Source organism: Vibrio sp. 1288, from assembly GCF_033344475.1.
Genome location: NZ_JAWPOX010000002.1, coordinates 155,802 through 182,777, shown reverse-complemented (window position 1 = coordinate 182,777; position 26,976 = coordinate 155,802). Strand labels below are relative to the sequence as shown.

General features: G+C 45.1%; 22 protein-coding genes, 4 tRNA genes and 1 other annotated feature. Of the genes, 12 read left to right on the top strand and 14 right to left on the bottom strand.

The window, feature by feature from the left end; all coding sequences use genetic code 11:
- Position 1 precedes the first annotated feature (1 nt).
- The 10 genes from nspC to uvrY all read right to left on the bottom strand — a co-directional run bounded on the left by nspC (position 2) and on the right by uvrY (position 10,262).
- Positions 2-1,135: a carboxynorspermidine decarboxylase gene (nspC, locus tag R8O11_RS02380; RefSeq protein ID WP_213906759.1), complete on the bottom strand. Its 1,134-nt coding sequence runs from the start codon at positions 1,133-1,135 to the stop codon at positions 2-4.
- A 103-nt stretch (positions 1,136-1,238) separates the two neighbouring features.
- Entirely contained in the window at positions 1,239-2,483 is a 1,245-nt protein-coding gene (locus R8O11_RS02375) for a carboxynorspermidine synthase (protein ID WP_170891606.1), read from the bottom strand.
- An 18-nt stretch (positions 2,484-2,501) separates the two neighbouring features.
- The gene (locus tag R8O11_RS02370; protein ID WP_262681599.1) at positions 2,502-5,378 is read right to left on the bottom strand and encodes a pyridoxal phosphate-dependent class III aminotransferase; all 2,877 of its coding nucleotides are present in this window, start codon (positions 5,376-5,378) and stop codon (positions 2,502-2,504) included.
- Between the two features lie 898 nt (positions 5,379-6,276).
- A tRNA-Gly gene (locus R8O11_RS02365) sits at positions 6,277-6,352 on the bottom strand.
- A gap of 13 nt (positions 6,353-6,365) precedes the next feature.
- A tRNA-Leu gene (locus R8O11_RS02360) sits at positions 6,366-6,452 on the bottom strand.
- A 78-nt stretch (positions 6,453-6,530) separates the two neighbouring features.
- Positions 6,531-6,606: transfer RNA gene (locus R8O11_RS02355), tRNA-Gly, on the bottom strand.
- A gap of 36 nt (positions 6,607-6,642) precedes the next feature.
- Positions 6,643-6,716 (bottom strand) — tRNA-Cys (locus R8O11_RS02350).
- Positions 6,717-7,179: 463 nt separating this feature from the next.
- Positions 7,180-7,737 (bottom strand): CDP-diacylglycerol--glycerol-3-phosphate 3-phosphatidyltransferase, encoded by a 558-nt coding sequence (gene pgsA, locus R8O11_RS02345; RefSeq protein WP_005394805.1) that lies wholly within the window; start codon positions 7,735-7,737, stop codon positions 7,180-7,182.
- Positions 7,738-7,783: 46 nt separating this feature from the next.
- Positions 7,784-9,616 (bottom strand): excinuclease ABC subunit UvrC, encoded by a 1,833-nt coding sequence (gene uvrC, locus R8O11_RS02340; protein ID WP_025998705.1) that lies wholly within the window; start codon positions 9,614-9,616, stop codon positions 7,784-7,786.
- A 1-nt stretch (position 9,617) separates the two neighbouring features.
- Positions 9,618-10,262, bottom strand: a complete 645-nt coding sequence (gene uvrY / locus R8O11_RS02335) for a UvrY/SirA/GacA family response regulator transcription factor (protein ID WP_005386783.1) — start codon at positions 10,260-10,262, stop codon at positions 9,618-9,620.
- Between the two features lie 427 nt (positions 10,263-10,689).
- Here uvrY and R8O11_RS02330 point away from each other — a divergent pair, with 427 nt between their 5' ends.
- Positions 10,690-13,053, top strand: a complete 2,364-nt coding sequence (locus R8O11_RS02330; protein WP_318193881.1) for a DNA polymerase II — start codon at positions 10,690-10,692, stop codon at positions 13,051-13,053.
- On the opposite strand, the gene R8O11_RS02325 is transcribed toward R8O11_RS02330, so the two are convergent.
- The gene (locus R8O11_RS02325; RefSeq protein ID WP_318193880.1) at positions 13,050-13,817 is read right to left on the bottom strand and encodes a nucleotidyltransferase domain-containing protein; all 768 of its coding nucleotides are present in this window, start codon (positions 13,815-13,817) and stop codon (positions 13,050-13,052) included. The genes R8O11_RS02330 and R8O11_RS02325 overlap by 4 nt on opposite strands.
- A 194-nt stretch (positions 13,818-14,011) precedes the next feature.
- Here R8O11_RS02325 and yeiP point away from each other — a divergent pair, with 194 nt between their 5' ends.
- Both yeiP and R8O11_RS02315 read left to right on the top strand, forming a co-directional pair.
- Positions 14,012-14,578 (top strand): elongation factor P-like protein YeiP, encoded by a 567-nt coding sequence (gene yeiP / locus R8O11_RS02320; RefSeq protein ID WP_005376801.1) that lies wholly within the window; start codon positions 14,012-14,014, stop codon positions 14,576-14,578.
- A gap of 2 nt (positions 14,579-14,580) precedes the next feature.
- On the top strand, positions 14,581-14,901 hold the full coding sequence (locus R8O11_RS02315) for an HI1450 family dsDNA-mimic protein (protein ID WP_005376800.1): 321 nt from the start codon (positions 14,581-14,583) through the stop codon (positions 14,899-14,901).
- Positions 14,902-15,088: 187 nt separating this feature from the next.
- On the opposite strand, the gene rluB is transcribed toward R8O11_RS02315, so the two are convergent.
- Positions 15,089-16,027 (bottom strand): 23S rRNA pseudouridine(2605) synthase RluB, encoded by a 939-nt coding sequence (rluB, locus tag R8O11_RS02310; RefSeq protein ID WP_005376798.1) that lies wholly within the window; start codon positions 16,025-16,027, stop codon positions 15,089-15,091.
- Between the two features lie 565 nt (positions 16,028-16,592).
- On the opposite strand from rluB, the gene R8O11_RS02305 reads away from it, so the two are divergent.
- The gene (locus tag R8O11_RS02305) at positions 16,593-17,303 is read left to right on the top strand and encodes a calcium-binding protein (RefSeq protein ID WP_005376796.1); all 711 of its coding nucleotides are present in this window, start codon (positions 16,593-16,595) and stop codon (positions 17,301-17,303) included.
- 91 nt (positions 17,304-17,394) lie between these two features.
- Here the strand turns inward: R8O11_RS02305 and R8O11_RS02300 are convergent, their stop codons facing one another.
- Positions 17,395-18,015 (bottom strand): L-threonylcarbamoyladenylate synthase, encoded by a 621-nt coding sequence (locus R8O11_RS02300; RefSeq protein WP_005376791.1) that lies wholly within the window; start codon positions 18,013-18,015, stop codon positions 17,395-17,397.
- 59 nt (positions 18,016-18,074) lie between these two features.
- Positions 18,075-18,932, bottom strand: a complete 858-nt coding sequence (gene rnm / locus R8O11_RS02295; RefSeq protein WP_005386777.1) for an RNase RNM — start codon at positions 18,930-18,932, stop codon at positions 18,075-18,077.
- 95 nt (positions 18,933-19,027) lie between these two features.
- On the opposite strand from rnm, the gene R8O11_RS02290 reads away from it, so the two are divergent.
- The 8 genes from R8O11_RS02290 (at position 19,028) to R8O11_RS02255 (ending at position 26,974) form a co-directional block, all read left to right on the top strand.
- Positions 19,028-19,153, top strand: a complete 126-nt coding sequence (locus tag R8O11_RS02290; RefSeq protein ID WP_005376787.1) for a trp operon leader peptide — start codon at positions 19,028-19,030, stop codon at positions 19,151-19,153.
- Positions 19,100-19,203, top strand: a sequence feature (Trp leader region). Its footprint overlaps the gene before it by 54 nt.
- A 126-nt stretch (positions 19,204-19,329) precedes the next feature.
- Complete coding sequence (locus tag R8O11_RS02285; RefSeq protein WP_238762367.1) at positions 19,330-20,895, top strand: anthranilate synthase component 1; 1,566 nt, start codon at positions 19,330-19,332, stop codon at positions 20,893-20,895.
- 16 nt (positions 20,896-20,911) lie between these two features.
- On the top strand, positions 20,912-21,520 hold the full coding sequence (locus R8O11_RS02280) for an aminodeoxychorismate/anthranilate synthase component II (protein ID WP_005376785.1): 609 nt from the start codon (positions 20,912-20,914) through the stop codon (positions 21,518-21,520).
- A gap of 37 nt (positions 21,521-21,557) precedes the next feature.
- Entirely contained in the window at positions 21,558-22,568 is a 1,011-nt protein-coding gene (gene trpD, locus R8O11_RS02275) for an anthranilate phosphoribosyltransferase (RefSeq protein ID WP_206953364.1), read from the top strand.
- A gap of 13 nt (positions 22,569-22,581) precedes the next feature.
- Positions 22,582-24,021 carry a bifunctional indole-3-glycerol-phosphate synthase TrpC/phosphoribosylanthranilate isomerase TrpF gene (gene trpCF, locus R8O11_RS02270; protein ID WP_206949236.1) on the top strand — a complete coding sequence of 480 codons (1,440 nt, stop codon included), beginning with the start codon at positions 22,582-22,584 and terminating at the stop codon, positions 24,019-24,021.
- A gap of 64 nt (positions 24,022-24,085) precedes the next feature.
- Complete coding sequence (gene trpB, locus R8O11_RS02265) at positions 24,086-25,276, top strand: tryptophan synthase subunit beta (RefSeq protein WP_005445041.1); 1,191 nt, start codon at positions 24,086-24,088, stop codon at positions 25,274-25,276.
- Positions 25,276-26,082, top strand: a complete 807-nt coding sequence (trpA, locus tag R8O11_RS02260) for a tryptophan synthase subunit alpha (protein WP_318193879.1) — start codon at positions 25,276-25,278, stop codon at positions 26,080-26,082. Before trpB ends, trpA begins: the two co-directional genes overlap by 1 nt.
- A gap of 196 nt (positions 26,083-26,278) precedes the next feature.
- Positions 26,279-26,974: a Crp/Fnr family transcriptional regulator gene (locus R8O11_RS02255; protein WP_005376777.1), complete on the top strand. Its 696-nt coding sequence runs from the start codon at positions 26,279-26,281 to the stop codon at positions 26,972-26,974.
- Positions 26,975-26,976: the final 2 nt, after the last annotated feature.

The following is a 26,976-nucleotide window of genomic DNA, read 5'->3' as shown; positions in this document are numbered from 1 at the left end:
TTTATTTCACTGACCACTGAGATAGTGAGCGTTTGAAATCAGAGTAGTCAAATTCATTCAGTTTTTGAATGTCACCATTCGAGCGTTCACAGTAAACCGACGGCATACGTAGACCGTTAAACCAGTTCAGTTTCACCATGGTGTAACCGGCACTATCTAGAATATGCAGACGCTGTCCTATCTCTAGAGGCTGTTCGAAGTTCGCCACGCAGAACTGGTCACCAGCCAAACAAGAGCACGAGCCGATCACATACTCATGTTCACCATTTTCAGATGCTTCAAGAATTGACGCTGGCTCATTGTAGATCAACGTATCTAAGCGGTGAGCTTCTGTGGCTGAATCGACAATCGCCGTCTTCTTTACGTTTTCTACAATATCAACCACTGTTACAACGAGATCAGTGGTCTTAGTAATTATCGCTTCACCCGGCTCTAAATACATTTGTACGCCGTGTTTCTCTGAGAACGCTTTAAGTGCTAACCCCAACTTCTCGATATCGTACCCCGGCCATGTGAAGAACACGCCGCCACCCATGCTTACCCAGTCCAGCTTATCTAGGTACTCGCCAAACTGAGCTGAAATAGCATCGAGTAAACCGATAAACGCATCCACGTCTTTGTTCTCACAGTTCATGTGGAACATTACGCCATCAATACCATCAAAAATTTCCGGTTTGATGTGATCAGCCTGAACACCAAGACGAGAGAATTGACGCGCTGGGTTTGCTAAGTCTTGCCCTGCATAGCTCACACCTGGGTTCAGGCGCAAGCCAATCGATGCTTTACCTTCGACAATATGACGATAAGCCGCTAGCTGTGACTGAGAGTTAAAGATCATCTTGTCAGAGATGTCCGCCACATCGCGAACGTCATCTTCGCTGTAACCCACGCTGTATGCGTGTGTCTCACCACCAAACGTTTCGTAGCCAAGCTTCACTTCAAACGGGCCAGAACTTGTTGTTCCGTCTAGGTAAGGCTTGATGATGTCGAATACACCCCATGTTGAGAAGCACTTCAGAGCTAATACAAGCTTCACACCAGAGATGTCTTTTAGCTGTTTTGCTTTCTCTAGGTTCTCAATCAGCTTATCTTCATTGATCATGAAGTATGGCGTTTTTAGTTCGTTTTGTTGCATTTTGATACCTTACGTCCCTTCGCCTTAGCAAAGGCACTATAAAATCGAACAAAGCCGACGCAAGTGCATCGGCTTAAACGTACAAATAAGAGTCGCTAAATTCTTACTTCAATTTATGGATAACAGGTTGTCCTGGATCCAGTTCTTGAACATGCCAATCTAGACCAATAGATGGCATGGTTTCTAGGAATGGGTCTGGATCTAGTTGTTCCATGTTGAACACGCCTTTGTCTGCCCACTTGCCACGGAAGAACTGCAAAGCCGCAGTGATCGCTGGTACGCCAGTGGTGTATGAGATAGCTTGGTGTTCAACATCTTCGTATGCGACTTCGTGATCAGCGTTGTTGTAAATAAATACACTGCGCTCTTTACCATCTTTCTTACCTTGAACCCAAGTACCGATACACGTTAGGCCAGTGTAGCCTGGTGCGAGTGATGTTGGATCTGGTAGTAGTGCTTTTAGCACGTGCAAAGGTTGAACAACCGTACCGTCGTGAAGCGTTAGTGGATCTGGGCTGAGTAGACCGATGTCGCGCATCACATTGAAGTAGTTTAGGTAACGGTCACCAAAGCCCATCCAGAATTCGATGCGTTTCGCCGGGATGAACTCTTGCATAGATCGAACTTCGTCGTGCGCCATTGAGTACACTTTGTGTGAACCACAATTCGGGAATTCAAACTCAAGCATACGTGAGTGACAAGGTACTTGTTTCCACTCGCCGTTTTCCCAGTAGAACGAATCGCCTTGAATCTCAAGCATGTTCGTTTCTGGATCAAAGTTAGTTGCGAACTTCTTACCGTGGTCGCCTGCGTTTACATCCATTACGTCGATAGTATCGATTTCATCGAACAGATGCTTCACTGCGTATGCGGCAAACACCGATACTACGCCCGGATCGAAACCAGCACCAAGAATACCTGTAATGCCCGCTTCTTCAAACTTCTCACGGTAACCCCACTGCCAATCGTAAGCTTGAGGTACTTGTTGGCCTTCAGAGCACAAATCAACCGCAACAGATGTATCAAGGTATGACACTTTAGCTTGGTAACATGCTTCCATAATAGACATGTTCACCCAAGGAGGACCTGCGTTGATCACTAAGTCAGGTTGTACTTCTTTAATTAAAGCAACTAAAGAATCTACGTCGTCCGCGTTTACCGCTCGCGCTTCTAATTTCTTAGTTGAATCTTTCAGATTGTTTTTCTTCTGAATCGATTCGATGATTTTCTCACACTTACCTACGGTACGTGATGCGATTGTGATATCACCCAGAACGTCGTTGTTTTGTGCTGCTTTATGTGCAACTACCCAGCCAACGCCGCCTGCACCAATCTGTAGAATTGCCATAGTTTTCCGTTACCTTTGTTAAACTAGCTCTGCCGCTAGCGTATTGATTTTTGAGAGCAAAGATTCAAAGTCCGCCGTCGTCAGACACGGGTTCAAAATCGTAAATTTCAATGCAGTTTTATCGTCGACAATGGTTTCACCCAATACCGCGATACCGCGTGTTAACGCTTCTAAGCGCAACGTTTTGTTCAGTTCATCAAGATCCGCTGATTCATGTGTCGCGCGGAACAGAACCGTAGATAGTGATGGTTCAGCCAACAACTCAAAGTGTTTGTTATCTCGAATCATGTCCGCCACTTCAAGCGTCTGTTCAAGCAAATGATCATACATATCGCCTAGGGCTTTTGGCCCTACGCTTTGCATCGTCATAAACACTTTGAGCGCATCAAAACGCTTAGTTGTCGCAATAGACTTATCCACCAAGTTCGGTAGTTCGTCGTGTTCGCGGTTCAAATAGTCTGCATGGTGAAGCAGGAATCTAAAGTTAGACTTGTCATTTACCAATAGCGCACCACAACTGATGGTTTGGTAAAACAGCTTATGGAAGTCTACGCTGATGGAATGTGCACGCTCACAACCTTTCAGACGCGCTTTTTGGCTACTTAGAATCAGAGCTCCACCGTATGCACCGTCGACGTGCATCCACATGTCATGTTTCGCTGCGATATCGGCGATAAAGTCTAAGTCATCAATAGCACCGTGGTCCGTTGTACCCGCTGTACCAACAATGGCAAATGGGATCAAACCTTCTGCTTTGGCCTGATTGAGAACTTCGTCTAATTTAGTGACATCCATCGTTCCATCGGCATTAGCATCGACAGTCATGACCGCTTTTTCACCCAACCCCATCCAAGACGCTGATTTTTGAACCGTGAAGTGGGATTTTTTCGAACATACAATACGTAGCTTGTCTGCGTATTCAGGAAGGCCAAGCTTTTGAATTGAGTGTGCACTGAGTTTGTCAGCAATCCAATCTCGCGCAAGCATCAAACCCATTTGGTTACTTTGCGTGCCGCCGCTCGTGAAGATACCGTCCGCTTTTGCACCTAACTCATATTTATCGCATAGCCAGTTCACAACTTTCTGTTCAACATAAGTCGCTGATGAAGCTTGATCCCATGAGTCCATCGACTGGTTCAAAGCCGCAATCATTGCCTCTGCCGCGATCGCTGGCATCAACGGTGGAGTATGTAGGTGAGCAATACAATCTGGATGTTGAGTAAAAATTGCGTTTTTCGCGACCAGCTCAGCAGCATCGTCGATAACGGATTTAAGAGGTGCATTTCCATTATCAAGATCAACGTCGTGAATCGCTGCTTCCAATGCTTTTGGATCCATACCTGAATACGGTGCAGTCACTTGTTCAAACACTGACTTCATTGCCGTAGTAGTGTGATTCATCACCGAAGCAAATTCATTGCTGCCCATCTCTCCAGTGTGGATGAAATGCTTCTTCCATTCATCTTGTGGCTGAGTTTCGATGTGACTACCGCCAGCGGCTAAAATCGCGTCTTCAAATACACGTAAAACAAAGTCGATTTGCTCAAACGAGATGATAAGAGGAGGAAGGAAACGAATTACTGCGCCTTCGCGTCCACCTTTCTCAACGATCAAGCCACGCTCGAGTGCTGCGCGTTGAATGGAAAGTGTGAGTTCACTATCCGCTTGAGGTTCACCAAATTTATTGAGCTCACCGTCTGGATTTTTAATCTCCACGCCTAGCATCAAACCTTTGCCACGAACCTCTGCGATACAGTTCACACGCTTTTGAATACTTTCAAGGCCGTAGCGCAAGTACTGACCCGCAATATTGGCATGCTCAACAAGATTATCACGCTGGATAATTTCTAATGCTTTCGCACCAGAGACCATGGCTAACTGGTTACCACGAAATGTACCTGTGTGCTCGCCCGGCTTCCATGTATCATGTTGCTTGTTGATAACCAATAGCGACATTGGTAATCCACCGCCAATTGCTTTTGATAAACACAGAATATCTGGAACAATGCCCGACTCTTCGAACGCGAAATTGTAGCCAGTTTTACCAACACCACACTGGATCTCATCGAAGATCAGTAAGATACCGTGTTCATCACAAATACGACGTAACTCTCGTAGCCAGAATGCTGGCGCAGGAACAACACCACCCTCACCTTGCACTGGCTCCACGATAATCGCGGCAGGCTTCATAATGCCTGACTCATCATCGTTTAAAAGACGATCGATATAGCGAATACTTGCTTTTGCACCTTCATCACCGCCAAGCCCAAAAGGACAACGCAGGTTGTATGGGAAAGGCATAAAGTGCACATCCGACATCAAACCAGTTCGACGAGCTTTGGTGCCTAAGTTACCCATCATCCCCATCGTACCATTAGTCATACCATGGTATGCGCCACGGAAGGCAAACATAGTGTTGCGACCGGTAGTCTGTTTCGCGAGCTTGATAGCAGCTTCAACCGCATCAGCTCCAGACGGGCCACAAAATTGGATAACGCTGTTCTCGCTTAACTCTTGAGGAAGAAAAGACTTAACAGATTGAATAAACGTCGTTTTTGCTGATGTTGCAATATCTAGCGTCTGATATGGCAGTCCTGAATCTAATTGCTCTTTCAGAGCTTGGTTTATTTCAGGATGGTTATACCCCAAAGCTAGAGTGCCTGCCCCCGCAAGGCAGTCTAGAAAGATCTGTCCACGCGTATCTTCAACCAAGCACCCAAAGGCTTGTTTAATTGCGATCGGCAAACGACGTGGATAAGAACGTACTTCAGATTCATGCTCAGCCTGATCAATCAATACTTGATCTGGCGTTAAGTCATACGTTCCCTCAACGATAGGAACCTGAGACGAAAAAATGTTTGCGATATTGCTATCGACTTCAAAGGCAGTGCTCATACTACATAATCCCTTGAATTATAATAATTCTGTATCCTGTATTAATAATCATTAGAATGAAATTACAGGAGGTGTGAATACCCCTCCGCATTTGTCAGTGCATAAATGACAAATACAGATCATCCGCCACGATACTCGCGGCTTTATATGTAAAAGGGATTAATCAAGGTTCTGTAATGCACCCGTTTTGTAAAACAGGACATTTCGGCAGTATGAAGCTGATTAGTGTGTGTTTATTCAAAGGTTTCAATGTTGGGTTTCCCATTAATATGCCGCGTTTACAGCATTAGTATCCCGTCTATCGACAAAAGGCTTTGCCGATACCTACCCTACGCAGTGTCACAATCAGCTTGAATGGTCACTACGCGTATCCCCCAGAGATCAAACGTTGTTAATTACGCTCCGAGATTGCGCGCGAATTTATCACAAAATAAAATCTTCTGGCAACGATTTTTCATATTAGTAACAGTGATGTAAATCACAACAAAACATACCCCATCGTAACTCGCATGTTCATATTCATGAGCTATGCTTTTCTGCTTCTCTCAAACAGCTGTTATTTAAACAAATATTCTTGAGATATCATCACCTCATCCAACAGAGGTTTAAGGTTGTGCTGCTTAATCGTAAAACATTCCTTTCTATATCCGGAACATTTAAAAAGATAGCATTCTCGTCACAGCTTTGCCTGGAGTAAGAGTGGTTATTCACCACAAGTGATGGTTTAAACATAGACTAGTAGGAATAGCTAAGATGTTTTGCAATGGCAGAATTAACAATCACTTGAGTCAATGAGACAAAGGGTTCGCTACTTAACGAAGTCTGTGACAGAAAAGAAGTTTGAGATTTCCAAAAAAATACGAAAAAGGCCTAACATTTTCATGTTAGGCCTTAAATCTGGAGCGACACACGAGGTTCGAACTCGTGACCTCAACCTTGGCAAGGTTGCGCTCTACCAACTGAGCTAGTGTCGCATTTAATATGAGATGGTGCCCCGGGCCGGACTTGAACCGGCACAACGCGAACGTCGAGGGATTTTAAATCCCTTGTGTCTACCAATTCCACCACCAGGGCACACAAATATTCTTTGTTATGCCTTTACAGAAAAGTAAAACACCATCTGATACCGCTAAATGCCATATCAATAAAATTTGGAGCGACACACGAGGTTCGAACTCGTGACCTCAACCTTGGCAAGGTTGCGCTCTACCAACTGAGCTAGTGTCGCATTTTTCTCGAAAGCCATTCGATCTCAAAAGAATAATGGAGGCGCCTCCCGGAGTCGAACCGAGGTCCACGGATTTGCAATCCGCTGCATAGCCACTCTGCCAAGGCGCCTCATTTGTGAATAAAGCTAAGCTTTTTCACCACCCTTTCGAGCCGTGCTCTCTTGGGTACGGGATGCATTCTACGGATTCGAGCGATCGAGTCAACACTATTTTTATTTTTTTAAATCGTTTGACTAGAATTTGTGCGAAAGACGATGGATTGCTTAGTTTTAATACTAAAAATCGCTTAAATACACTTGTTTATCATAAAACTTTGGCTACGCCTTACACTGCTGGCCGTGCGTTGCGTGCATTGAAGTATTAATAATCAGAAGACTCGCCTCTCTAAGACTCTCCAAGGACAAAAACAAGACTTAGATCACAAATAGAACTCTATCGAAGCAAAAGCCCCAGATACAAATTGCAAACATGGCCGTTAGCAAGCATTGAAAAGCGAGAGAAGCCAAAAAATGCTGTAGATTGTCTTAGATACAAAAAAGCAGGCTATTAAGCCTGCTTTCTAACATCAGAATTTAATGGTGCTCTTCATTCAACAGATCGTCTTTCGCAGCAGCCAAATATTGAATCATTGACCAATATGTCAAGAAAGTTGCCACATACAAGGCCGCAAAGCCTAGCCAAACCATCCATTCATCGTAACGCCATATCAACACCCATAAGGCGAACATTTGCGAAACAGTTTTTACTTTGCCAACCCAAGATACCGCAACACTTGCTCGCTTACCGATTTCAGCCATCCATTCTCGCAATGCTGAGATAATGATTTCTCGCGCAATCATCGTTACCGCAGGAATGGTCACCCAAATTGAATGATAATGTTCCGTGATTAGAATCAATGCCGTTGCCACTAGCACTTTATCAGCGACAGGATCAATAAACGCGCCAAAACGAGAAGTTTGGCCAAGTTTACGGGCCAACATGCCGTCAAGCCAGTCAGTAAAACCCGCTACCCAAAACACCATTGCTGCTGCAAACGGTGCCCATGAATAAGGTAGATAAAAGACAACCACAAAAACAGGGATTAGGAACAGTCTAAGAAGAGACAGAATGTTCGGGATATTCAAACGCATTTTATTATTCTCTTACACATTGCGGCTTAATGTTGCGCGATTTTCCTTATTGTTTCAATGCTTGGAAAATAATTTCTGCTAAAGAGTGACTTATTCCCGGTACTTTGGCGATTTCTTCAACACTTGCACGTTTAAGTTCTTGTAACCCACCCATGTACTTGAGTAACGCCTGACGTCGTTTAGGGCCGATTCCCTCAATCCCTTCGAGTGCACTCGTACGTCTGGTTTTACCTCGCTTAGCACGGTGCCCCGCTATAGCATGGTTATGGCTTTCATCACGAATATGTTGGATAAGGTGCAGCGCAGGAGCATCGCTTGGTAAATGAAACTCCTCCCCATCGACTGTAATCAGCGTTTCTAAACCTGGTTTGCGAGTAACGCCTTTTGCAATACCAATCATGATGGGACGCTTTGGCCAATCCCCCCAATATTGCGAAATGATGTCATGCGCACGATTTAACTGACCTTTACCGCCATCGATAAAGATGATGTCGGGAATTTTCTCTACGTCCAATTGCTTCGAATAACGGCGCTCCAACGCTTGTCCCATTGCTGCGTAATCATCACCACCGGTAATCCCAGTAATGTTGTAGCGACGATACTCTTGCTTTACGGGGCCTTCGTTGTTGAACACCACACATGACGCAATCGTGCTTTCCCCCATCGTATGGGAGATATCAAAACATTCCATTCGAGCTATAGACTCCAACTTCAATGTTTCGCGAAGCGCATGAAAACGCTGATTAATCGTCATCTTGTGATTGATTTTGGTGGTAATCGCCGTTAGTGCATTCGTGTTCGAAAGCTTGAGATACCTTGCTCGAGAGCCAGTTGGCGACGTATGAAAATGAACCTTACGGCCTGCCACTTCACTTAACGCTTTCTGTATTGGCGCAATATCTTCTGCCAACTCTTGATTCAAAATAATACGAGAAGGAATTGTACGTGCTTCGTTATGGCTCAAGTAGTATTGAGTCAGAAAACTATCGAACACTTCCTGCTGGCTTGTATTTTGTGGGATTTTCGGAAAATGGCTACGGCTACCAAGCACTTTGCCTTGGCGTATCATCAGGATATGGATACACGCGATACCATTCTCCTGAGCAAACCCGAGTACATCCATATCATCCATGCTGTCTTCTGAGACGTACTGCTGCTCTTGAACACGCCTAATCGCTTGGATTTGATCGCGAAATTTAGCGGCATCTTCAAAGCGCAATTGCTGACTGGCAACTTCCATTTTCTCAATCAACTGTTTGAGTACTTGCTGATCTTTGCCTTGCAAAAACATGCGCACAAAGCCAACCAACTCTGCATATTCTTCATCAGAAATGATGGTATTAACGCATGGTCCTGCACAACGACCAATTTGGTACATCAAACATGGGCGCGTTCGGTTGGAATAGACAGTGTCTTCACACTGGCGCACAGGAAATATCTTTTGCAGCAAATGCAATGTTTCTCTTACTGCACCAGAATCTGGGTAGGGGCCAAAATATTCACCTTTGCGCTTCTTGGCGCCACGGTGGATAGAAAGCCGTGGGTGCTTATGACCGCTAATAAAGATATAAGGGTAAGACTTATCATCTCGCAGCAACACATTGTATTTCGGCAAATACTGCTTGATGTAGTTATGCTCTAAGATCAGCGCTTCTGTCTCAGTGTGAGTCACCGTGACGTCTATTTTGGCGATATTACTGACAAGCGCGCGAGTTTTCTCACTGTCTACTTTTTTTCGAAAGTAGCTTGAAAGGCGCTTTTTAAGGTCTTTGGCTTTACCTACGTAGATTACAACAGCTTCGGCGTTGTACATTCTGTAAACGCCGGGCTGATGAGTTACTGTCTTGAGAAAGGAAGCCGAATCGAAAGGAGGATTCACGCTAAAGGGTCTCGGTGTCCAGCATTCCGTGGCGAATCGCTAAGTGAGTTAACTCAACGTCACCATTAATGTCCAATTTACTAAAGAGTCGGTAGCGATAGCTGTTGACTGTCTTTGGACTTAAATTAAGTTGCTCAGAAATATCCGTTACCTTTTGGCCTTTGGTGATCATAAGCATGATCTGCAATTCACGTTCGGATAAGTCTTTAAAAGGGTTCTCAGAGGCTGGAGAAAATTGACTCAATGCCATCTGCTGCGCAATCTCTGGCGAGATGTAACGCTGCCCACTATTAACTACACGAATCGCATTCACCATTTCGTCAGGGCCAGCACCTTTGGTTAAATAACCAGACGCACCTGCCTGCATCACCTTGGTTGGAAACGGGTTTTCTGTATGAACGGTAAGTACGATGATTTTCACATCAGGATTCACGCGAAGAATTTTTTTAGTGGCTTCCAAGCCGCCAATTCCTGGCATGTTCATGTCCATTAAAACGACGTCAGCATGATTACTGCGACACCATTTTACTGCATCTTCACCGCTGTCAGCTTCTCCTGCTACGTTCATTCCACGGACGTCTTCAATAATACGTCGTATCCCTGTGCGAACCAGCTCGTGATCATCTACAAGGAAAACATTTATCAAACTTGTATCTCCACACTTTGTATTGGTTCTGCACCCACATAACCGTTATTTGTTAAATGTGGATATCAGTATGACTGCCTATATACTAACGTAATCGACAAAAAATTGCTTTCTATGAATATGTGCTGAAACGCAAACTTTAGCAAGAACTTATTCATAAACCACTCTATTATTTTAGAGCGTGATGAGCAGAACCGAAATCTAAGAAAAGACAATTAACAACATTAAGTACAATAAATCAAGTAACTAGGTTTCATATTGCCCAGAGAAACACGCTATAACTTAAAATGACACTATCCCTCTTGCACTAGAGGCTAACTTGTAATCACTAATTCCAGCAAAAATTTGAACCGTTTTCTTTACTGGTTATTTTTACAGTTCTTAATGTTAAACTAGCGTTCTTCAAGTTTTCTAAGGTTTCTCACATTTGAATATCCAACAAGGCTTTCTGCTTACTCGACAGGCACGAGACATCAAAGGTCAAACTCAAATCGAGCTGTGGCTTTCGACAGAAGCAGGTCCTACTCAGTTAATTATTAATGGTGAGAAGCCAGTATTTTTCATCGCTCAGAAACACTCAGAGCAAGCAAAAACACTCGCGCGAGAAAAAAACATACCCGTCGACATCCGCCTTTTGGATCTCAAAACGTTTGAACATACGCCTCTTTCTGCCTGCTATACCAATGTAACCAGAGACGCTCTCGCACTCAAAGACACATTCGCTCAAAAAGATATCACCACGTACGAAAGTGATATTCGCCTCGCCGATCGCTACCTCATGGAGCGTTTTATCAAAGGCAGTATCGAGTTTACAGGCAATGTGACTCGCACCAATGGCTACCAACGCGTCCAGAGCGCAAAATGCCGTGCGGGGCAATATGAGCCGAAGTTAAACGTTGTCTCGTTAGATCTAGAATGCTCTGAGAAAGGCATTCTTTACTCAATCGGATTAGACAGCGTCATGGATTCCCGCGTTATCATGATCGGAGAACCAGAACCTTCGGAGACACCGATACAATGGGCTAAGGATGAAAAAGCGCTTCTAGAAGCACTCATCGATTGGTTTAAAAAATTCGACCCCGATGTCATTGTCGGTTGGAATGTCATTGATTTTGACTTTCGTCTGCTACACAAACGAGCAGAATGGCACAACATGAAGCTAATGCTTGGCAGAGCAGACCAAGCCAGCTTTTTTAGAAGTTCATCTCAAAGCCAACAAGGGTTTATCTCCATTCCCGGGCGAGTTGTAATGGACGGTATCGATACGCTAAAAACGGCTACTTACCACTTTCGATCTTGGTCATTAGAGTCTGTATCTCAAGAACTCTTGGGGGAAGGTAAAGAAATCCACAACGTGCATGACCGCATGGATGAGATCAATCGTATGTACCGCTCCGACAAACCATCGCTGGCTAAATATAATTTACAAGACTGCGTGTTAGTGAATAAGATTTTCAATCACACTCACCTGCTTGACTTTGCAATAGAGCGCTCTCGTCTCACTGGTGTCGAACTGGATCGTGTCGGCGGTTCGGTTGCAGCATTCACAAACCTATACATGCCTCAGATACACCGAGCAGGCTACGTTGCTCCGAACCTACACCCTGAAAATTGGATTGCTAGCCCAGGCGGTTACGTGATGGACTCCATCCCTAACCTATATTATTCTGTTTTAGTATTGGATTTTAAGAGTCTATATCCATCGATTATTCGCTCTTTCTTGATTGATCCTATGGGTTTAGTTGAAGGGTTATTGCTCGATATTGGAAAAGAAGAAAATCAGGCTGTACCTGGCTTTCGCGGTGGGCAGTTCCATCGTACGAAACACTTTTTACCAGAAATGATTGAAAAGCTTTGGGCAGCACGTGATGTTGCAAAGAAGAACAATGAAAAAGCTTTTTCTCAGGCAATCAAAATCATCATGAACTCCTTTTATGGCGTACTGGGCTCATCGGGATGTCGTTTCTTTGATACTCGGTTAGCTTCTAGTATTACCATGCGCGGACATGAAATCATGAAGCAAACTAAGGTGCTGATTGAGGAGCAAGGATATCAAGTGATTTACGGCGATACGGATTCCACATTCGTGTCGTTGAATCGACCATACAGTCAAGTAGAAGCTGACGCTGTTGGAAATCAATTAGTTGATTACATCAACTCTTGGTGGCAAGAACACCTGCGTTCTGAGTACAACCTAACATCTATGTTGGAAATCGAGTATGAAACCCATTATCGCAGATTCCTTATGCCAACGATTCGTGGCGCAGAAACTGGCTCGAAAAAGCGCTATGCGGGTTTAATCGGTGAAGGAGAGCAAGAACGGATTGTATTTAAAGGGTTAGAAAGTGCCCGTACTGACTGGACCTCGTTAGCTCAGAAATTTCAAAATACACTCTATAGCATGATTTTCCATGGTGAAGATCCAAGCGACTATGTCCGAGAGATGGTTGAGAAAACTAACAACGGTGAATTTGATGAACAGTTGGTGTATCAAAAGCGACTGCGCAGAAAACTGCATGAGTATCAGAAGAACGTCCCGCCACAAGTGCGCGCAGCTCGTTTAGCGGATGAGATAAATGCCAAGCTTGGCCGCCCATTACAGTATCAAAACAAAGGACGAATTGAATACATTATTACCGTGAACGGCCCTGAACCTTATGAGTACCTCAATAGCCCGATTGATTATCAACATTACATTGATAAACAACTCAAACCCGTTGCAGATGCGATTCTCCCTTTCATTGGGACGGACTTTGACAGGCTTTCAGCGCCACAAATGGGGTTGTTTTAGCCGATACGAAACTCTGTTTTCTGGTACTGTTTGACTAACCAATCACCAAACGCATCAATTAGCCCGATAACAGAACGCTTGGGAATCCCCCGGCCAGAAAGTAAAATTTCTAGCCGCTCGATCTCAAGCTGCTTTTCAGGATGATAAGTTAAGAATACCTTGCCACACTCTACGGGGTCATCAAACCAACGTTTATCTCGATACATCACCAAAGAGTATGACGCTCTTAGTAACTTTTTAGCAATCACGCGCTGGGCGGCCACCTGCTCTTCTATCGTCTTCGCTTGTACGATTTTTTTGCGATAAGCCGTAATCCAATCTTCCACATCCATATTCCAGTGCTTAGCAATTTCCCAACTTGGGACGTAATCACCAAAACAGTCTGCTAGATCATCACCATAAACACAGACACAGCAATGCTTAAGCATAAAACCCCAAGTGAAAATACTGTCTAAATTAGCTACTTCGCTCACTAAGGCTGTACGGACCGATACACCATTCACGTGAGAGTAACTCTGCTGCGCACGCCACTTAATTGTGTTGAGCAAAGTCGCGCGATTGTGCTCAAAGGATGATTGAGTAACGACAACCAGGTCTAAGTTCGACTTCCCAACGATCGCTGTTTTACGAGCAACACTACCGTATACATAAACGCTGTGTAAGTTTTGCCCCAATCCACCTTTGAGACAAGCGGTGACTTCCCTAATTAAAGGCGCAAACTCTGGTTGAAATGGTTGTTTAGGATCGATAACAGGCAGAGACATGACTTAAAACGTGTTCTCAGATGGTTCAAGAAGTTGGGCTATATGTTCTCTTAGCCGACTCACCGAATCAAGTCCATTCAGGTGTTTAGTCATGGGAGTAACAACAAATTTCTGCAATGAATTTTAATGCTAGGCGGCTAACTTAGCGCTATAATCACCGAGTTTTGCTTAATAAGTATGAATAGGAATATACAATGCCAAAGGCAAGTGAAATCAAAAAAGGCTTCGCAATCGAGTCTAATGGTAAAACTCTTCTAGTTAAAGACATCGAAGTAACGACTCCTGGCGGTCGTGGCGGCGCTAAAATCTACAAAATGCGTTGTACAGATCTAAACACGGGCGCACGTGTAGATGAGCGTTACAAGTCTGATGACGTTGTTGAAACGGTAGAAATGAACAAACGTGCAGTTGTGTACTCATACGCTGACGGCGATGAGCACATCTTCATGGATAACGAAGACTACTCACAATACACATTCAAGCACAATGAAGTTGAAGACGACATGCTGTTCATCAACGAAGATACACAAGGTATCCACATTATCCTTGTTAACGGTGCTGCAGTGGGTATTGAACTACCATCTTCTGTTGAGCTAGTGATTGAAGAAACTGACCCTTCAATCAAAGGTGCTTCTGCATCTGCTCGTACTAAACCAGCACGCTTCGCTTCAGGTCTTGTCATCCAGGTTCCTGAGTACATTGCAACTGGTGACCGAGTTATCATTAACACAGCTGAACGTAAATACATGAGCCGAGCATAAGCATGTCTGATTTGATTTCTTACGACGACGTCATCGACGCAGCGTACGACATTTTCCTTGAGATGGCTCCAGATAACCTAGAGCCTGCTGACGTGATTCTGTTTACTGCGCAATTTGAAGATCGTGGTGCCGCAGAACTTGTTGAAACCGGTGATGACTGGGTTGAACATGTTGGCTTCGAGATCGACAAAGAAGTATATGCAGAGGTTCGTATCGGCCTAGTAAATGAGGAAAATGACGTTCTTGATGACGTATTTGCTCGTATGCTAATCAGCCGAGACCCTGAACATAAGTTCTGCCATATGCTTTGGAAACGCGATTAACGTTTCTTCATCATGAACAAAAATACCAGCCTAGTGCTGGTATTTTTTTATCTGTTGTTTTTGTTTAGCTGAGATATTTGTTTATCCAAAGCACCCTGCTCTATATCGGCTTTAGATCCTTTTGTTATGTAACAGATAAGAAAAAGGCTTGCCGAATTGGCAAGCCTTTCTGATGTTTTGCTATCGATTAACGATGCTTGTTGCGTGCGCCTTGGTCACCAGCAGTCTTCTTCGGCTTACGACGAGAAGGGTTGTTGCTGCGGCCTTTTGGCGTGTTAACACGCTCTTCATGGCGCTTAACTGCGCGACGAATTTTTTGGCTGCGTGCACGCTCACGTTTGCGTGACGTGTTGTCTTTGTTCAGATCAAGCATGGTTTCTTTCTCTGGACGAAGCTCTACAAGCTCACGCAAGTAGTTTACTTCTTTCAGGTCAAGCTCCATCCAACCGCCACGAGGCAGTTTCTTATCTAAGAAGATGTCGCCGTAACGAACACGTTTCAGACGGCTAACGGTACACTCTTGCGATTCCCATAGTCGACGAACTTCGCGGTTACGACCTTCGTTGATAACAACGTAAAACGTGTGGTTCATGCCTTCACCACCCGCGTAAACAACATCTTCAAAGCGAGCTAAACCGTCTTCCAGTTCAACACCTTTGACTAGATTACGAACTTTCTGTTCAGTTACTTCACCGAACACACGTACTAGGTATTCACGTTCAACTTGGCGGCTTGGGTGCATTAAGCGGTTCGCCAGTTCACCATCCGTTGTGAAAAGTAGAAGACCAGAAGTGTTCGCATCCAGACGACCAACTGAAATCCAACGAGAGCCACGAATTTTTGGCAGACGATCAAAAACAGTACGACGACCTTCTGGGTCGTGACGAGTACACAGTTCACCCTCAGGTTTGTAGTACGCAAGTACACGACAAATCACTTCTTCTTGAATCTTTGCAGAGACAATGTGACCATCGATACGAACTACGCTGCTCTCGTCTTCAAGTCTTTCACCAAGCTTAGCGACTACACCGTTCACGCTAACGCGACCAGATTTAATTAACGATTCAATCTCACGACGAGAACCGTGACCAGCACGTGCTAATACTTTTTGTAACTTTTCGCTCATTTATCTACCTATGTGTCGTCTTCACAGACGTCTAGACCAGGATTGGTCTGCATTTTGCTATTTACCCATTTCAGTGGGATTTTTCGGTCGGACATTATACGTAACTTTCTTAGTTAATGTAAGCTAAATCGGCGCCATTCTCCACACCAAAATTCACTTCAAAAATGACTGAAATATTTGTCCTATTCTGCAACTTTTTTACTACTTAATGCAGGCATTGCTCAACGAGAATCCCACTAATATCGGTCTTCCTGAACCACTTTAACCACGCGGTACCTGATAAAATTGTCAGGGTTACAACAATAACCACTTGGGGTGTGTTTACTGTTCGTATTGCTAGAAAGCAACGAAGAATAAGCCGTCCCTGTTTGCTGCTAAGTAATACCAATCACCGCAGACAATGAGCACTCATAGCAAAACAAGGTCGTGGGTAACAAGACAAAAATTGTCTTTAAGTCATTAGTTCACATCAAAAATAACACTAATGCTATCGTGTACTCTGACTCACTAGGTTCGCTCTGCACTCTCGGCGATTGGCATAAATCAGACAAAAAGGAATAGAACAATGTCTATGCTAAATCTCGACCTAAATTGGATTTTTGGGACATCTCAAGATGACGATATGACAGGCACAAAAGGCTCTGAAACAACCGATATTTTCTTCGGCTTCTGTGGTGATGATAAGTTTGTAGGATACGGAGGTAATGATATTGTCTTCGGTGGCTGGGGAGACGATACCTTGCTTGGTGGCCGAGGTAACGACTTTGTTTCTGGCGGCTTTGGAAACGATTTCCTATCCGGAGGATTAGGAAACGACAAACTCTTTGGTGGCTGTGGCGACGACACAATTTTTGATTATTCAGGCAACAACTACCTGAGTGGTGGCTGGGGTAACGACACACTCGTTGTTGGTGATGGTGAATCAGTACTGAGCGGTGGCTGTGGAGACGACACCTTCGTGCTTACAAACCGCCTGGCTATTGGTGTACCTGATCAGCCAGTATCTTCCAACGATATTGATGTCAAAGCCGACATTGTCGATTTTAATATTTTCCATGACAAACTTGTCTTTGATATGGGCCGAGACACTGATAACGATGGCATTCGAGATACGTTCTTGGATTCAGCGGATGATCTGACTTTATCTTACAATGAATGTGGCTGGGCAGTATTCTCAAGTGATGAATACAATGTTGAAGTGACACTAAACGGTGTGAGCTCTGCATACATCAACTATGCAGAACAAAATGGTATCGACATTTTCGATTTTGCTTAACCTCAATCAGTTAAGTTCAATGAGATATTCGATATGACAACTAAAATAGGAGGCGCGATGCCTCCTATTTTGTTTGGCGGTGGTGCGTCTACTATTCGAATGGTGCAGGGTCACCTGATCCCAAACGAACTACAACAGGTTCACCTTCGCTAAAGTCAATTACAGTCGTAGGTTGTTCACCTAGGTAACCGCCATTAAGAATCACATCAACCGCATGTTCTAGTTTATCGCGAATATCCTCTGGATCAGATTCTGTTACGTCACTGCCAGGTAGAATCAACGACGTAGACATCATCGGTTCACCTAATGCTTCCAACAAGTCCAAGGCAATTTGATTGTCTGGGACACGGATACCGATGGTCTTACGTTTTGCATTCATCAAACGACGCGGCACCTCTTTTGTGCCTTTGAAGATGAAGGTGTAAGGACCTGGTGTGTTATTTTTCAGAAGTCGGAATGCAGAGTTATCCACTCGCGCATAGAGAGAAAGCTCCGACAAATCACGACACAGCAAAGTAAAGTTATGCTTATCATCCAGACGACGAATCTGACAGATTCGTTCCAGTGCCTGTTTGTTCTCCAACTGACAGCCAAGTGCATACCCTGAATCAGTAGGGTAAACCACAACGCCGCCGTTACGAATGATTGCTACTGCTTGATTAATCAAGCGAGCCTGTGGGTTTTCTGGGTGAACGTAAAAAAACTGGCTCATTGTAATTCCTCATTATCGAGCCTCTCGGCTCTATATTTTTATGGGTTCTCGACTTCGTATTACTGAGTATTATTCAACGAAGGATCTATTCCCCAATCTTTCCAAACTGGTTCGACGCCAGCAGGCAACCATAGGTTCCTTCCTAGCTCCATCCACGGTGATGGGTAGTGAAAATCACTGCCTTGAGAGGCTAATAGTTTGTATTGTATAGCATAATCAGCCAAGTTGCGCCTTTCTTGTTGCGCTTGCTGTGGCTGTGCAACTTCCATCGCATCACCACCCGCTTCGACAAACGCTGCTAGAAGACGCTTAATCCACTTCGCTGTCAACTTATATCTACCAGGATGCGCTAATACCGCCATTCCACCAGCCGCATGGATAGCATCAACCGCATCCTTCATCGAACACCAATTCGGTGGTACATAACCTGGGTTATTACGCGTTAGGTATTTTTTAAACACCATTTGCATGGTTTTTGCGTAACCATTATCTACCAACCATTTCGCGAAATGCGCTCTTGTCACTGGAGCATCACCGGCGATTTGCCTTACCTCTTCAAGCACACCTACTCGAGTTGCTTTTTGTAGTCGCTCTGCAATTAACTCAGATCGTGTTATGCGATGCTGCTTCTGCTGTTCTATGAGGGCAGATAATTGTTCATTTTCCGGATCGATATTCAGGCCGACAATATGAATGTCTTTGTTTTGCCAGACGGTCGATATCTCAATGCCATTGATGATTTTTATCGGCAAATTATTATCTTGAACGTATTGCTTAGCTAACGCCAAACCGTCAACCGTATCGTGATCAGTGATCGCCAAAACCTCGATATCAAAACTCAGCGCCCTTTCCACTAAATCTTTAGGCTCTAACCGACCGTCCGATGCAGTGGTGTGACTATGTAAATCAATTCTCATATTTTTATCGTTTTAATGCCGTTTTGGGGTTGACTTTTTACTCTCGCACTAGTTAACTAGTACACAAATACAAAGTACGTAATTTAAGGTTCACCATGTTACAAGAATTTAACCAAAACCAAAAAGCGAAAGTTGCGGTTTGTCTTAATAAGGCAAACTCATCAGATCTTGCTTGGTGGCGCACTTGGACTAGTTCTTGGTGGGCAAACGTATACTTCTAGTTTATAGAACCAAACGTTGTAAAGCCCGCTACTTAAGCGGGCTTTTTTGTTTTGTTGCTCATTTCACATTCAACTGCCTAAACATTAATCGAATATAGCCAACTCTAGATTGGGAGAACGTTTGCTTTATGCGACTATGTACGGCAGGAAGATTTAAACAGCTACAAGGAGGTCTTGTGAACAAGGCCATTGAAATTAAGAAACTTGGACAGCTTGAAGTGCTAACGGCTTCCGTCCCTTATACTCAAGACCCGACTCGCTTGTTCCACACACTATGTGAGAACAAAACTGACAGCCTATTGCTGGAATCTGCTGAGATCGATTCAAAGCAAAATTTAAAATCCCTGCTGATCGTAGATTCAGCGGTTCGCATTGTTTGCTTCGGCCATACCGTTAGCATGCACGCCTTGACCAATAACGGTAAAAACCTACTGTCTCACCTAAACCAGAACATCCGTGGTGACGTTGAGAGCAAGTTCGATGGCGAAACGCTAACTTTGCAGTTTCACCAGCCATGCGACACGTTAGATGAAGACTCTCGCCTACGTGAAGCCTCTTCTTTCGATGCGCTGCGTTTGGTTCAGCATAGTTTTGATATTTCACAGCAAGACAAACACGCAATTTTCCTTGGTGGTCTGTTTGCCTACGACTTAGTCGCAAACTTTGAGCCGCTTGGTAATGCCGAAGCAACAAATCAGTGTCCAGATTACGTTTTCTACGTCGCGGAAACACTACTTGTTGTCGACCATCAAACGGAATCTTGCCAGCTTCAAGCGACGTTGTTTGTTGATGGTTCAGAGAAAACAACGTTGGAGACTCGTATTGCAGAAATTAGCGCCCAGTGTGCAGCGCCAAAACTGTTGCCGAGTGCAGAGCAAATAACAGATGTAACGGTAGAACCTAGCGTGTCTGATGCAGACTTCTGCCAAACCGTTCGCGACTTAAAAGAGTTCGTAGTGAAAGGCGATGTATTCCAAGTTGTACCGTCTCGTAGATTCACTCTACCTTGTCCTTCTCCACTGGCGGCTTATAAAGAACTGAAACAAAGTAACCCAAGCCCTTACATGTTCTACATGCAAGATGAGCTGTTCACTCTGTTTGGCGCATCACCAGAAAGCGCGCTTAAGTATGAAACCGATACCAACCAAATTGAAATCTACCCAATCGCAGGCACACGTCGCCGTGGTAAACGCCCGAATGGAGAGATTGATTTCGACCTAGATAGCCGCATCGAACTTGAACTGCGCACAGACATGAAAGAAAACGCAGAACACATGATGTTGGTTGACTTGGCACGTAACGACGTCGCTCGTATTGCTCAAACTGGTACTCGCCACGTAGCAGACCTTCTAAAAGTCGACCGCTACAGCCACGTAATGCACTTGGTGTCTCGTGTGGTTGGTCAACTGCGTGAAGACCTAGACGCCCTGCACGCATACCAAGCATGTATGAACATGGGTACGCTCACCGGCGCACCTAAGATTCGTGCCATGCAGTTGATTCGCGATGTAGAAGGCGCACGACGCGGTAGCTACGGCGGCGCTGTTGGCTACCTCACTGGTGAAGGCACACTCGACACCTGTATCGTGATCCGCTCAGCGTACGTTGAGAACGGCATTGCTCAAGTTCAAGCTGGTGCTGGCGTGGTGTTCGACTCTGATCCACAAGCGGAAGCAGACGAAACGCGCGGCAAAGCACAAGCGGTAATCTCTGCTATCCAAGCAGCGCATAAGTCACAATAAGGAATAGGGTTCAGAGATGGCTAATATCATTTTTATCGATAACTTTGACTCGTTCACCTACAACCTTGTGGATCAGTTCCGCTCGCTAGGTTACTCAGTCAAGATTTACCGAAACAACATCCCAGCAGAAACCATCGAACAAGCGGTAAACGAGCTTGAAAACCCAGTGGTTCTGCTATCACCAGGTCCTGGCGCACCGTCAGAGGCAGGCTCAATGCCAGAGCTTATCCAACGTATGAAAGGCAAAGTGCCAATGATTGGTATTTGTCTTGGTCACCAAGCGATTGTTGAAGCATACGGCGGCACCGTTGCTGGCGCGGGCGAAATCATTCACGGTAAGGTCTCTATGATGGAGCACCAAAACCATGCGATTTACCAAAACCTACCATCACCACTTGCAATTGCACGTTACCACTCGCTGGTTGCGACCAAGGTTCCTGAGAGCCTAACCATCACAGCAGAAGTGGATAACTTGGTAATGTCTGTTGTACATGAAGAAGATAAAGTTTGCGGGTTCCAGTTCCACCCGGAATCTATTATGACGACCTACGGAGCAACACTGTTGGCCAATGCCATCGAATGGGCACTTGAAGAACAAACTTCAGCGAACCCACTCACTGCTTAAAAAGCACTTGGCACATAAGAAATTTAGGAGAGGAAATATGGAAGCAATCATCAACCCTATTATTACCAAACTGTACGAGCAAGAATCGCTTACTCAGGAAGAGAGCCAACAGCTATTCGACATCATTATCCGTGGGGAACTAGACCCAATTTTGATGGCGTCAGCACTAACTGCACTAAAAATCAAAGGCGAAACGCCGGATGAAATAGCAGGTGCGGCAAAAGCGCTGCTGGCAAATGCAAACCCATTCCCTCGCCCAGATTACGATTTCGCAGATATCGTAGGTACTGGCGGCGACGGTCACAACACCATCAACATTTCAACCACTGCGGCGTTTGTTGCTGCAGCATGTGGTCTAAAAGTAGCGAAACACGGTAACCGCAGCGTTTCAAGCAAATCTGGTTCTTCTGACCTTCTTGATTCATTTGGTATCAACCTAGCTATGAGCGCAGAAGATACGCGCAAAGCGGTAGACGATATTGGTGTTGCTTTCCTATTTGCACCTCAGTACCACGGTGGTGTACGCCATGCGATGCCAGTGCGTCAAACCATGAAAACACGCACCATCTTTAACATTCTTGGCCCACTGATTAACCCTGCTCGTCCTAACATCGAATTGATGGGCGTTTACAGTAAAGAACTGGTTCGTCCTATCGCAGAAACCATGCTACAAATGGGTATGAAGCGCGCCGCTGTAGTACACGGCAGTGGCTTGGACGAAGTAGCAATTCACGGTGAAACAACCGTTGCCGAAATCAAAGACGGTGAGATCACAGAATACAAATTAACGCCTGCAGACTTCGGTCTAGACGCGCACCCACTAGAAGCAATCAAAGGTGGCGATCCTGAAGAAAACAAAGCGATCATTACCAACATTCTGACGGGTAAAGGTACAGACGCACAATTGGGCGCAGTGGCAGTGAACGTTGCTCTGCTAATGCGTCTATTCGGCCACGAAGATTTAAAAGCCAACACGCAACAAGCGATTGAGGCAATGAATTCAGGCAAGGCGTACCATTTGGTACAACAACTTGCCGCACACGCTTAAGGAATTGAAGAAGATGACTGACTTCAACACTCAGCAAGCTGACAACCTGTCTGAACACGTTTCTAAGAAAGAAGCAGAAATGGCAGAAGTACTGGCGAAAATTGTCCGCGACAAATATCAGTGGGTAGCAGACCGTAAGGTGTCTCAGCCGCTAAGCACATTTCAGTCTGATTTACTGCCATCGGACCGCAGCTTCTACGATGCTCTGAGTGGCGAAAAGACGGCCTTCATCACCGAATGTAAGAAGGCATCTCCTTCTAAAGGTTTGATTCGTGATCACTTCGACTTGGATTACATTGCATCGGTTTACAACAACCATGCTGATGCGATTTCAGTCCTAACAGACGAGAAGTACTTCCAAGGTAACTTTGACTTTCTTCCTCAAGTGCGTGGTCAAGTCAAACAACCGGTTCTGTGCAAAGACTTCATGGTAGATACCTACCAAGTTTACCTAGCGCGTCATTACAGTGCTGATGCCGTGCTATTGATGCTTTCTGTCTTGAATGACGAAGAGTACAAAGCGCTAGAAGAAGTAGCGCACAGCCTGAACATGGGTATCTTGACCGAAGTCAGCAACGAAGAAGAGCTTCATCGTGCAGTTAAGCTAGGCGCACGCGTTATCGGCATTAATAACCGTAACCTTCGCGACCTAAGTACTGATTTGAATCGTACTAAAGAACTGGCACCGACAATTCGCGAACTGGCTCCTAACGCAACAGTAATCTCAGAATCTGGCATTTATACACATCAACAAGTTCGTGATTTAGCGGAATACGCAGACGGCTTCTTGATTGGTAGTTCACTGATGGCGGAAGACAACCTAGAGCTTGCAGTACGCAAAGTGACGCTGGGCGAAAATAAAGTCTGTGGCTTAACGCACCCAGATGACGCAGCGAAAGCGTACCAAGCTGGTGCGGTATTTGGTGGTCTGATTTTTGTCGAGAATTCGAAGCGTGCGGTCGACCTTGAAGGTGCGCGCTTAACCATGAGCGGTGCTCCACTTAACTACGTAGGCGTGTTCCAAAATCACGATATCGATTTTGTTGCTTCTGTCGTGACCTCTTTGGGTTTAAAAGCGGTGCAACTGCACGGTCAAGAAGACCAAGCTTACGTTAATCAGCTAAAAGCAGAGCTACCAGCATGTGTTGAAATCTGGAAAGCTTACGGTGTGACAGATGCGAAGCCAGAACTGCTTTCGGACAACATTGACCGTCACCTATTAGATGCGCAAGTTGGCACTCAAACAGGTGGAACCGGACAAGTGTTCGACTGGTCACTGATCGGCGACCCAAGTCAAATTATGCTAGCGGGCGGACTGTCGCCAGAAAATGCTCAACAAGCAGCGACACTAGGTTGCTTGGGATTAGATTTAAACTCTGGTGTAGAAAGCGCACCAGGCAAAAAAGATTCACAGAAGTTGCTTGCGGCATTCAGCGCCATTCGCAACTACTAAAGCTGGATATCAGCTAAAAAATTTAAAGCTATTCGTAGCGAAAAATACGAGAAGGAATATAACGATGGCAAAACTGAATGCCTACTTTGGCGAATACGGCGGTCAGTACGTTCCGCAAATTCTAGTTCCAGCACTGGAGCAACTAGAGCAAGCGTTTATCGACGCGCAAGAAGATCCAGAATTCCGCAGCGAATTCATGACGCTTCTCCAAGAGTATGCGGGCCGTCCAACGGCTTTGACTCTAACTCGTAACCTAACCAAAGGTACGAAAACCAAACTGTACCTAAAACGTGAAGACCTACTTCACGGTGGCGCGCACAAGACCAACCAAGTGTTAGGTCAAGCGCTACTTGCAAAACGCATGGGTAAAAACGAAATCATCGCAGAAACAGGCGCAGGCCAACACGGTGTAGCAACTGCACTAGCGTGTGCGCTGCTTGGCCTTAAGTGTCGCGTTTACATGGGTGCAAAAGACGTTGAGCGTCAAAGCCCGAACGTATTCCGTATGAAGCTAATGGGCGCAGAAGTTATTCCTGTCCACTCGGGTTCAGCTACGCTTAAAGACGCATGTAACGAAGCGCTACGCGACTGGTCTGCAACTTATGAAGACGCGCACTACCTACTAGGTACAGCGGCAGGTCCTCACCCATTCCCAACCATCGTGCGTGACTTCCAACGCATGATTGGTGAAGAAACGAAGAATCAGATTTTGGCACGTGAAGGCCGTCTTCCTGATGCGGTTATCGCATGTGTGGGCGGTGGTTCAAACGCTATCGGCATGTTTGCTGACTTCATCGAAGAAGAAAGCGTTCGCCTAATTGGTGTTGAGCCAGCAGGTAAAGGTATCGATACTGACCAGCACGGTGCACCACTTAAGCATGGTAAAACAGGCATCTTCTTCGGTATGAAAGCGCCATTGATGCAAGATCCAAACGGCCAAGTTGAAGAGTCTTACTCAGTATCTGCTGGCCTTGATTTCCCTTCAGTTGGTCCACAACACGCCCACCTAAACGCAATCGGCCGTGCTGAATACGACAACGTAACAGATGATGAGGCGCTAGAAGCATTCCAAGAGATTGCGCGTCACGAAGGTATCATCCCTGCTCTAGAATCTTCTCACGCACTGGCTCATGCACTGCGTATGGCTCGTGAGAATCCAGAAAAAGAGCAATTATTGGTCGTTAACCTATCAGGTCGTGGTGACAAAGACATCTTCACCGTACACGCCATCTTAGAAGAAAAAGGAGCAATCTAATGAGCCGTTATGAAAAGATGTTTGAGCGCCTAAACGAAAAGAACCAAGGCGCATTTGTACCGTTCGTAACGGTTTGCGATCCAAACGCCGAGCAGTCTTACAAAATCATGGAAACACTGGTCGAGTCTGGCGCAGATGCCCTTGAACTCGGTATTCCATTTTCAGATCCTCTTGCGGATGGCCCGACCATCCAAGGCGCTAACATTCGTGCGCTAGATTCAGGCGCAACACCGGATATCTGCTTCGAACAAATTGGTAAGATCCGAGCTAAGTACCCAGAGCTACCTATTGGCCTTCTGATGTACGCGAACCTTGTTTACTCTCGTGGTATCGAGAGCTTCTATGAGCGTTGTGCAAAAGCAGGCATCGATTCTGTTTTGATTGCAGACGTACCAACTAATGAAAGTACTGAGTTCGTTGCGGCTGCAGAGAAGTTTGGTATTCACCCAATCTTCATCGCACCACCAACGGCAAGTGATGAAACACTGAAGCAAGTATCTGAGTTAGGTGGCGGCTACACTTACCTACTCTCTCGTGCAGGTGTTACTGGCGCAGAAACCAAAGCAAACATGCCTGTAGGTCATATGCTGGATAGACTGAACAAATTTGATGCGCCACCAGCGCTACTTGGTTTTGGCATCTCTGAGCCTGCACAGGTGAAACAAGCACTAGAATCTGGTGCGGCTGGTGCAATTTCTGGTTCAGCCGTGGTAAAAATCATTGAAGCGAACGTTGAGCAGCCACAAATTATGCTCGACAAGCTAGGTGAATTCGTTTCTGCAATGAAAGCTGCCACTCAAAAATAATTTCAGTTTGATATGACACAACAACGCCCGCTTAACATTATGTTTAGTGGGCGTTTTCTTACTATCGCGTTTATACCACGTCATTTTTTGTTCAACGCCCGCACTTTCCAAATCTATCTCAAGCAGAGCACTCAAAGAGTGTTAAGCTTGGGTAACTTAACTAACTCAATAAAGCAATGTGCAGTAAGGTTGCTACATGGAAGAAGTCAAAACACTGCTAGCCAAATGTCCTGTACTATCAGGGCTGCCAGATAAAGGGCTTAGTGAAGCAGCGCAAATGACTAAGGTTCGCTGCTTCGACGAAAAAGCACTGATTTGCAATAAAGGTGCGCTTCAATCTTCTCTTATGGTCATAGCTCAAGGTGCAGTGAGAGTGAACTCAATTAGTTCAAAAGGCAAAGAAGTCACACTGATGATTTTCGAAGCTGGTGGCTGGTTTGGAGACAATGTTTTTTCTCCCGGCATGCCTCGTATTTTTGGTGCGACCGCGCATTCGGACGTGACTGTAATGGAGCTTCCTGGAGATAAATTTCGCCAATTACTCGCCAAATACCCTCAAAGTTACCCCACTATACTCGACTTACTTAGCCGCCGCTTGTGGTCTGCTATTTCTGTTATCGAAGATGACGCGATTAGAGGAATTGAAGAACGAGTCGCCAAAAGGTTGCTGCTACTTGCTGAATACCAACTTAATCAAGCGATCGATACTCGACCATGCGTTGTCAGGGTAACAAGAGAACATATCGCTAACATGATGGGGCTAACTCGTCAGAGCGTACACAAGATACTAAAACGATTAGAAAGTATTGGGATGCTAGAGCTAAACTATGGCTCAGTAACCATTACCAATCCGAAACGCTTAGAAGAATACTTTAAAGAACTCGAGCAATAGAT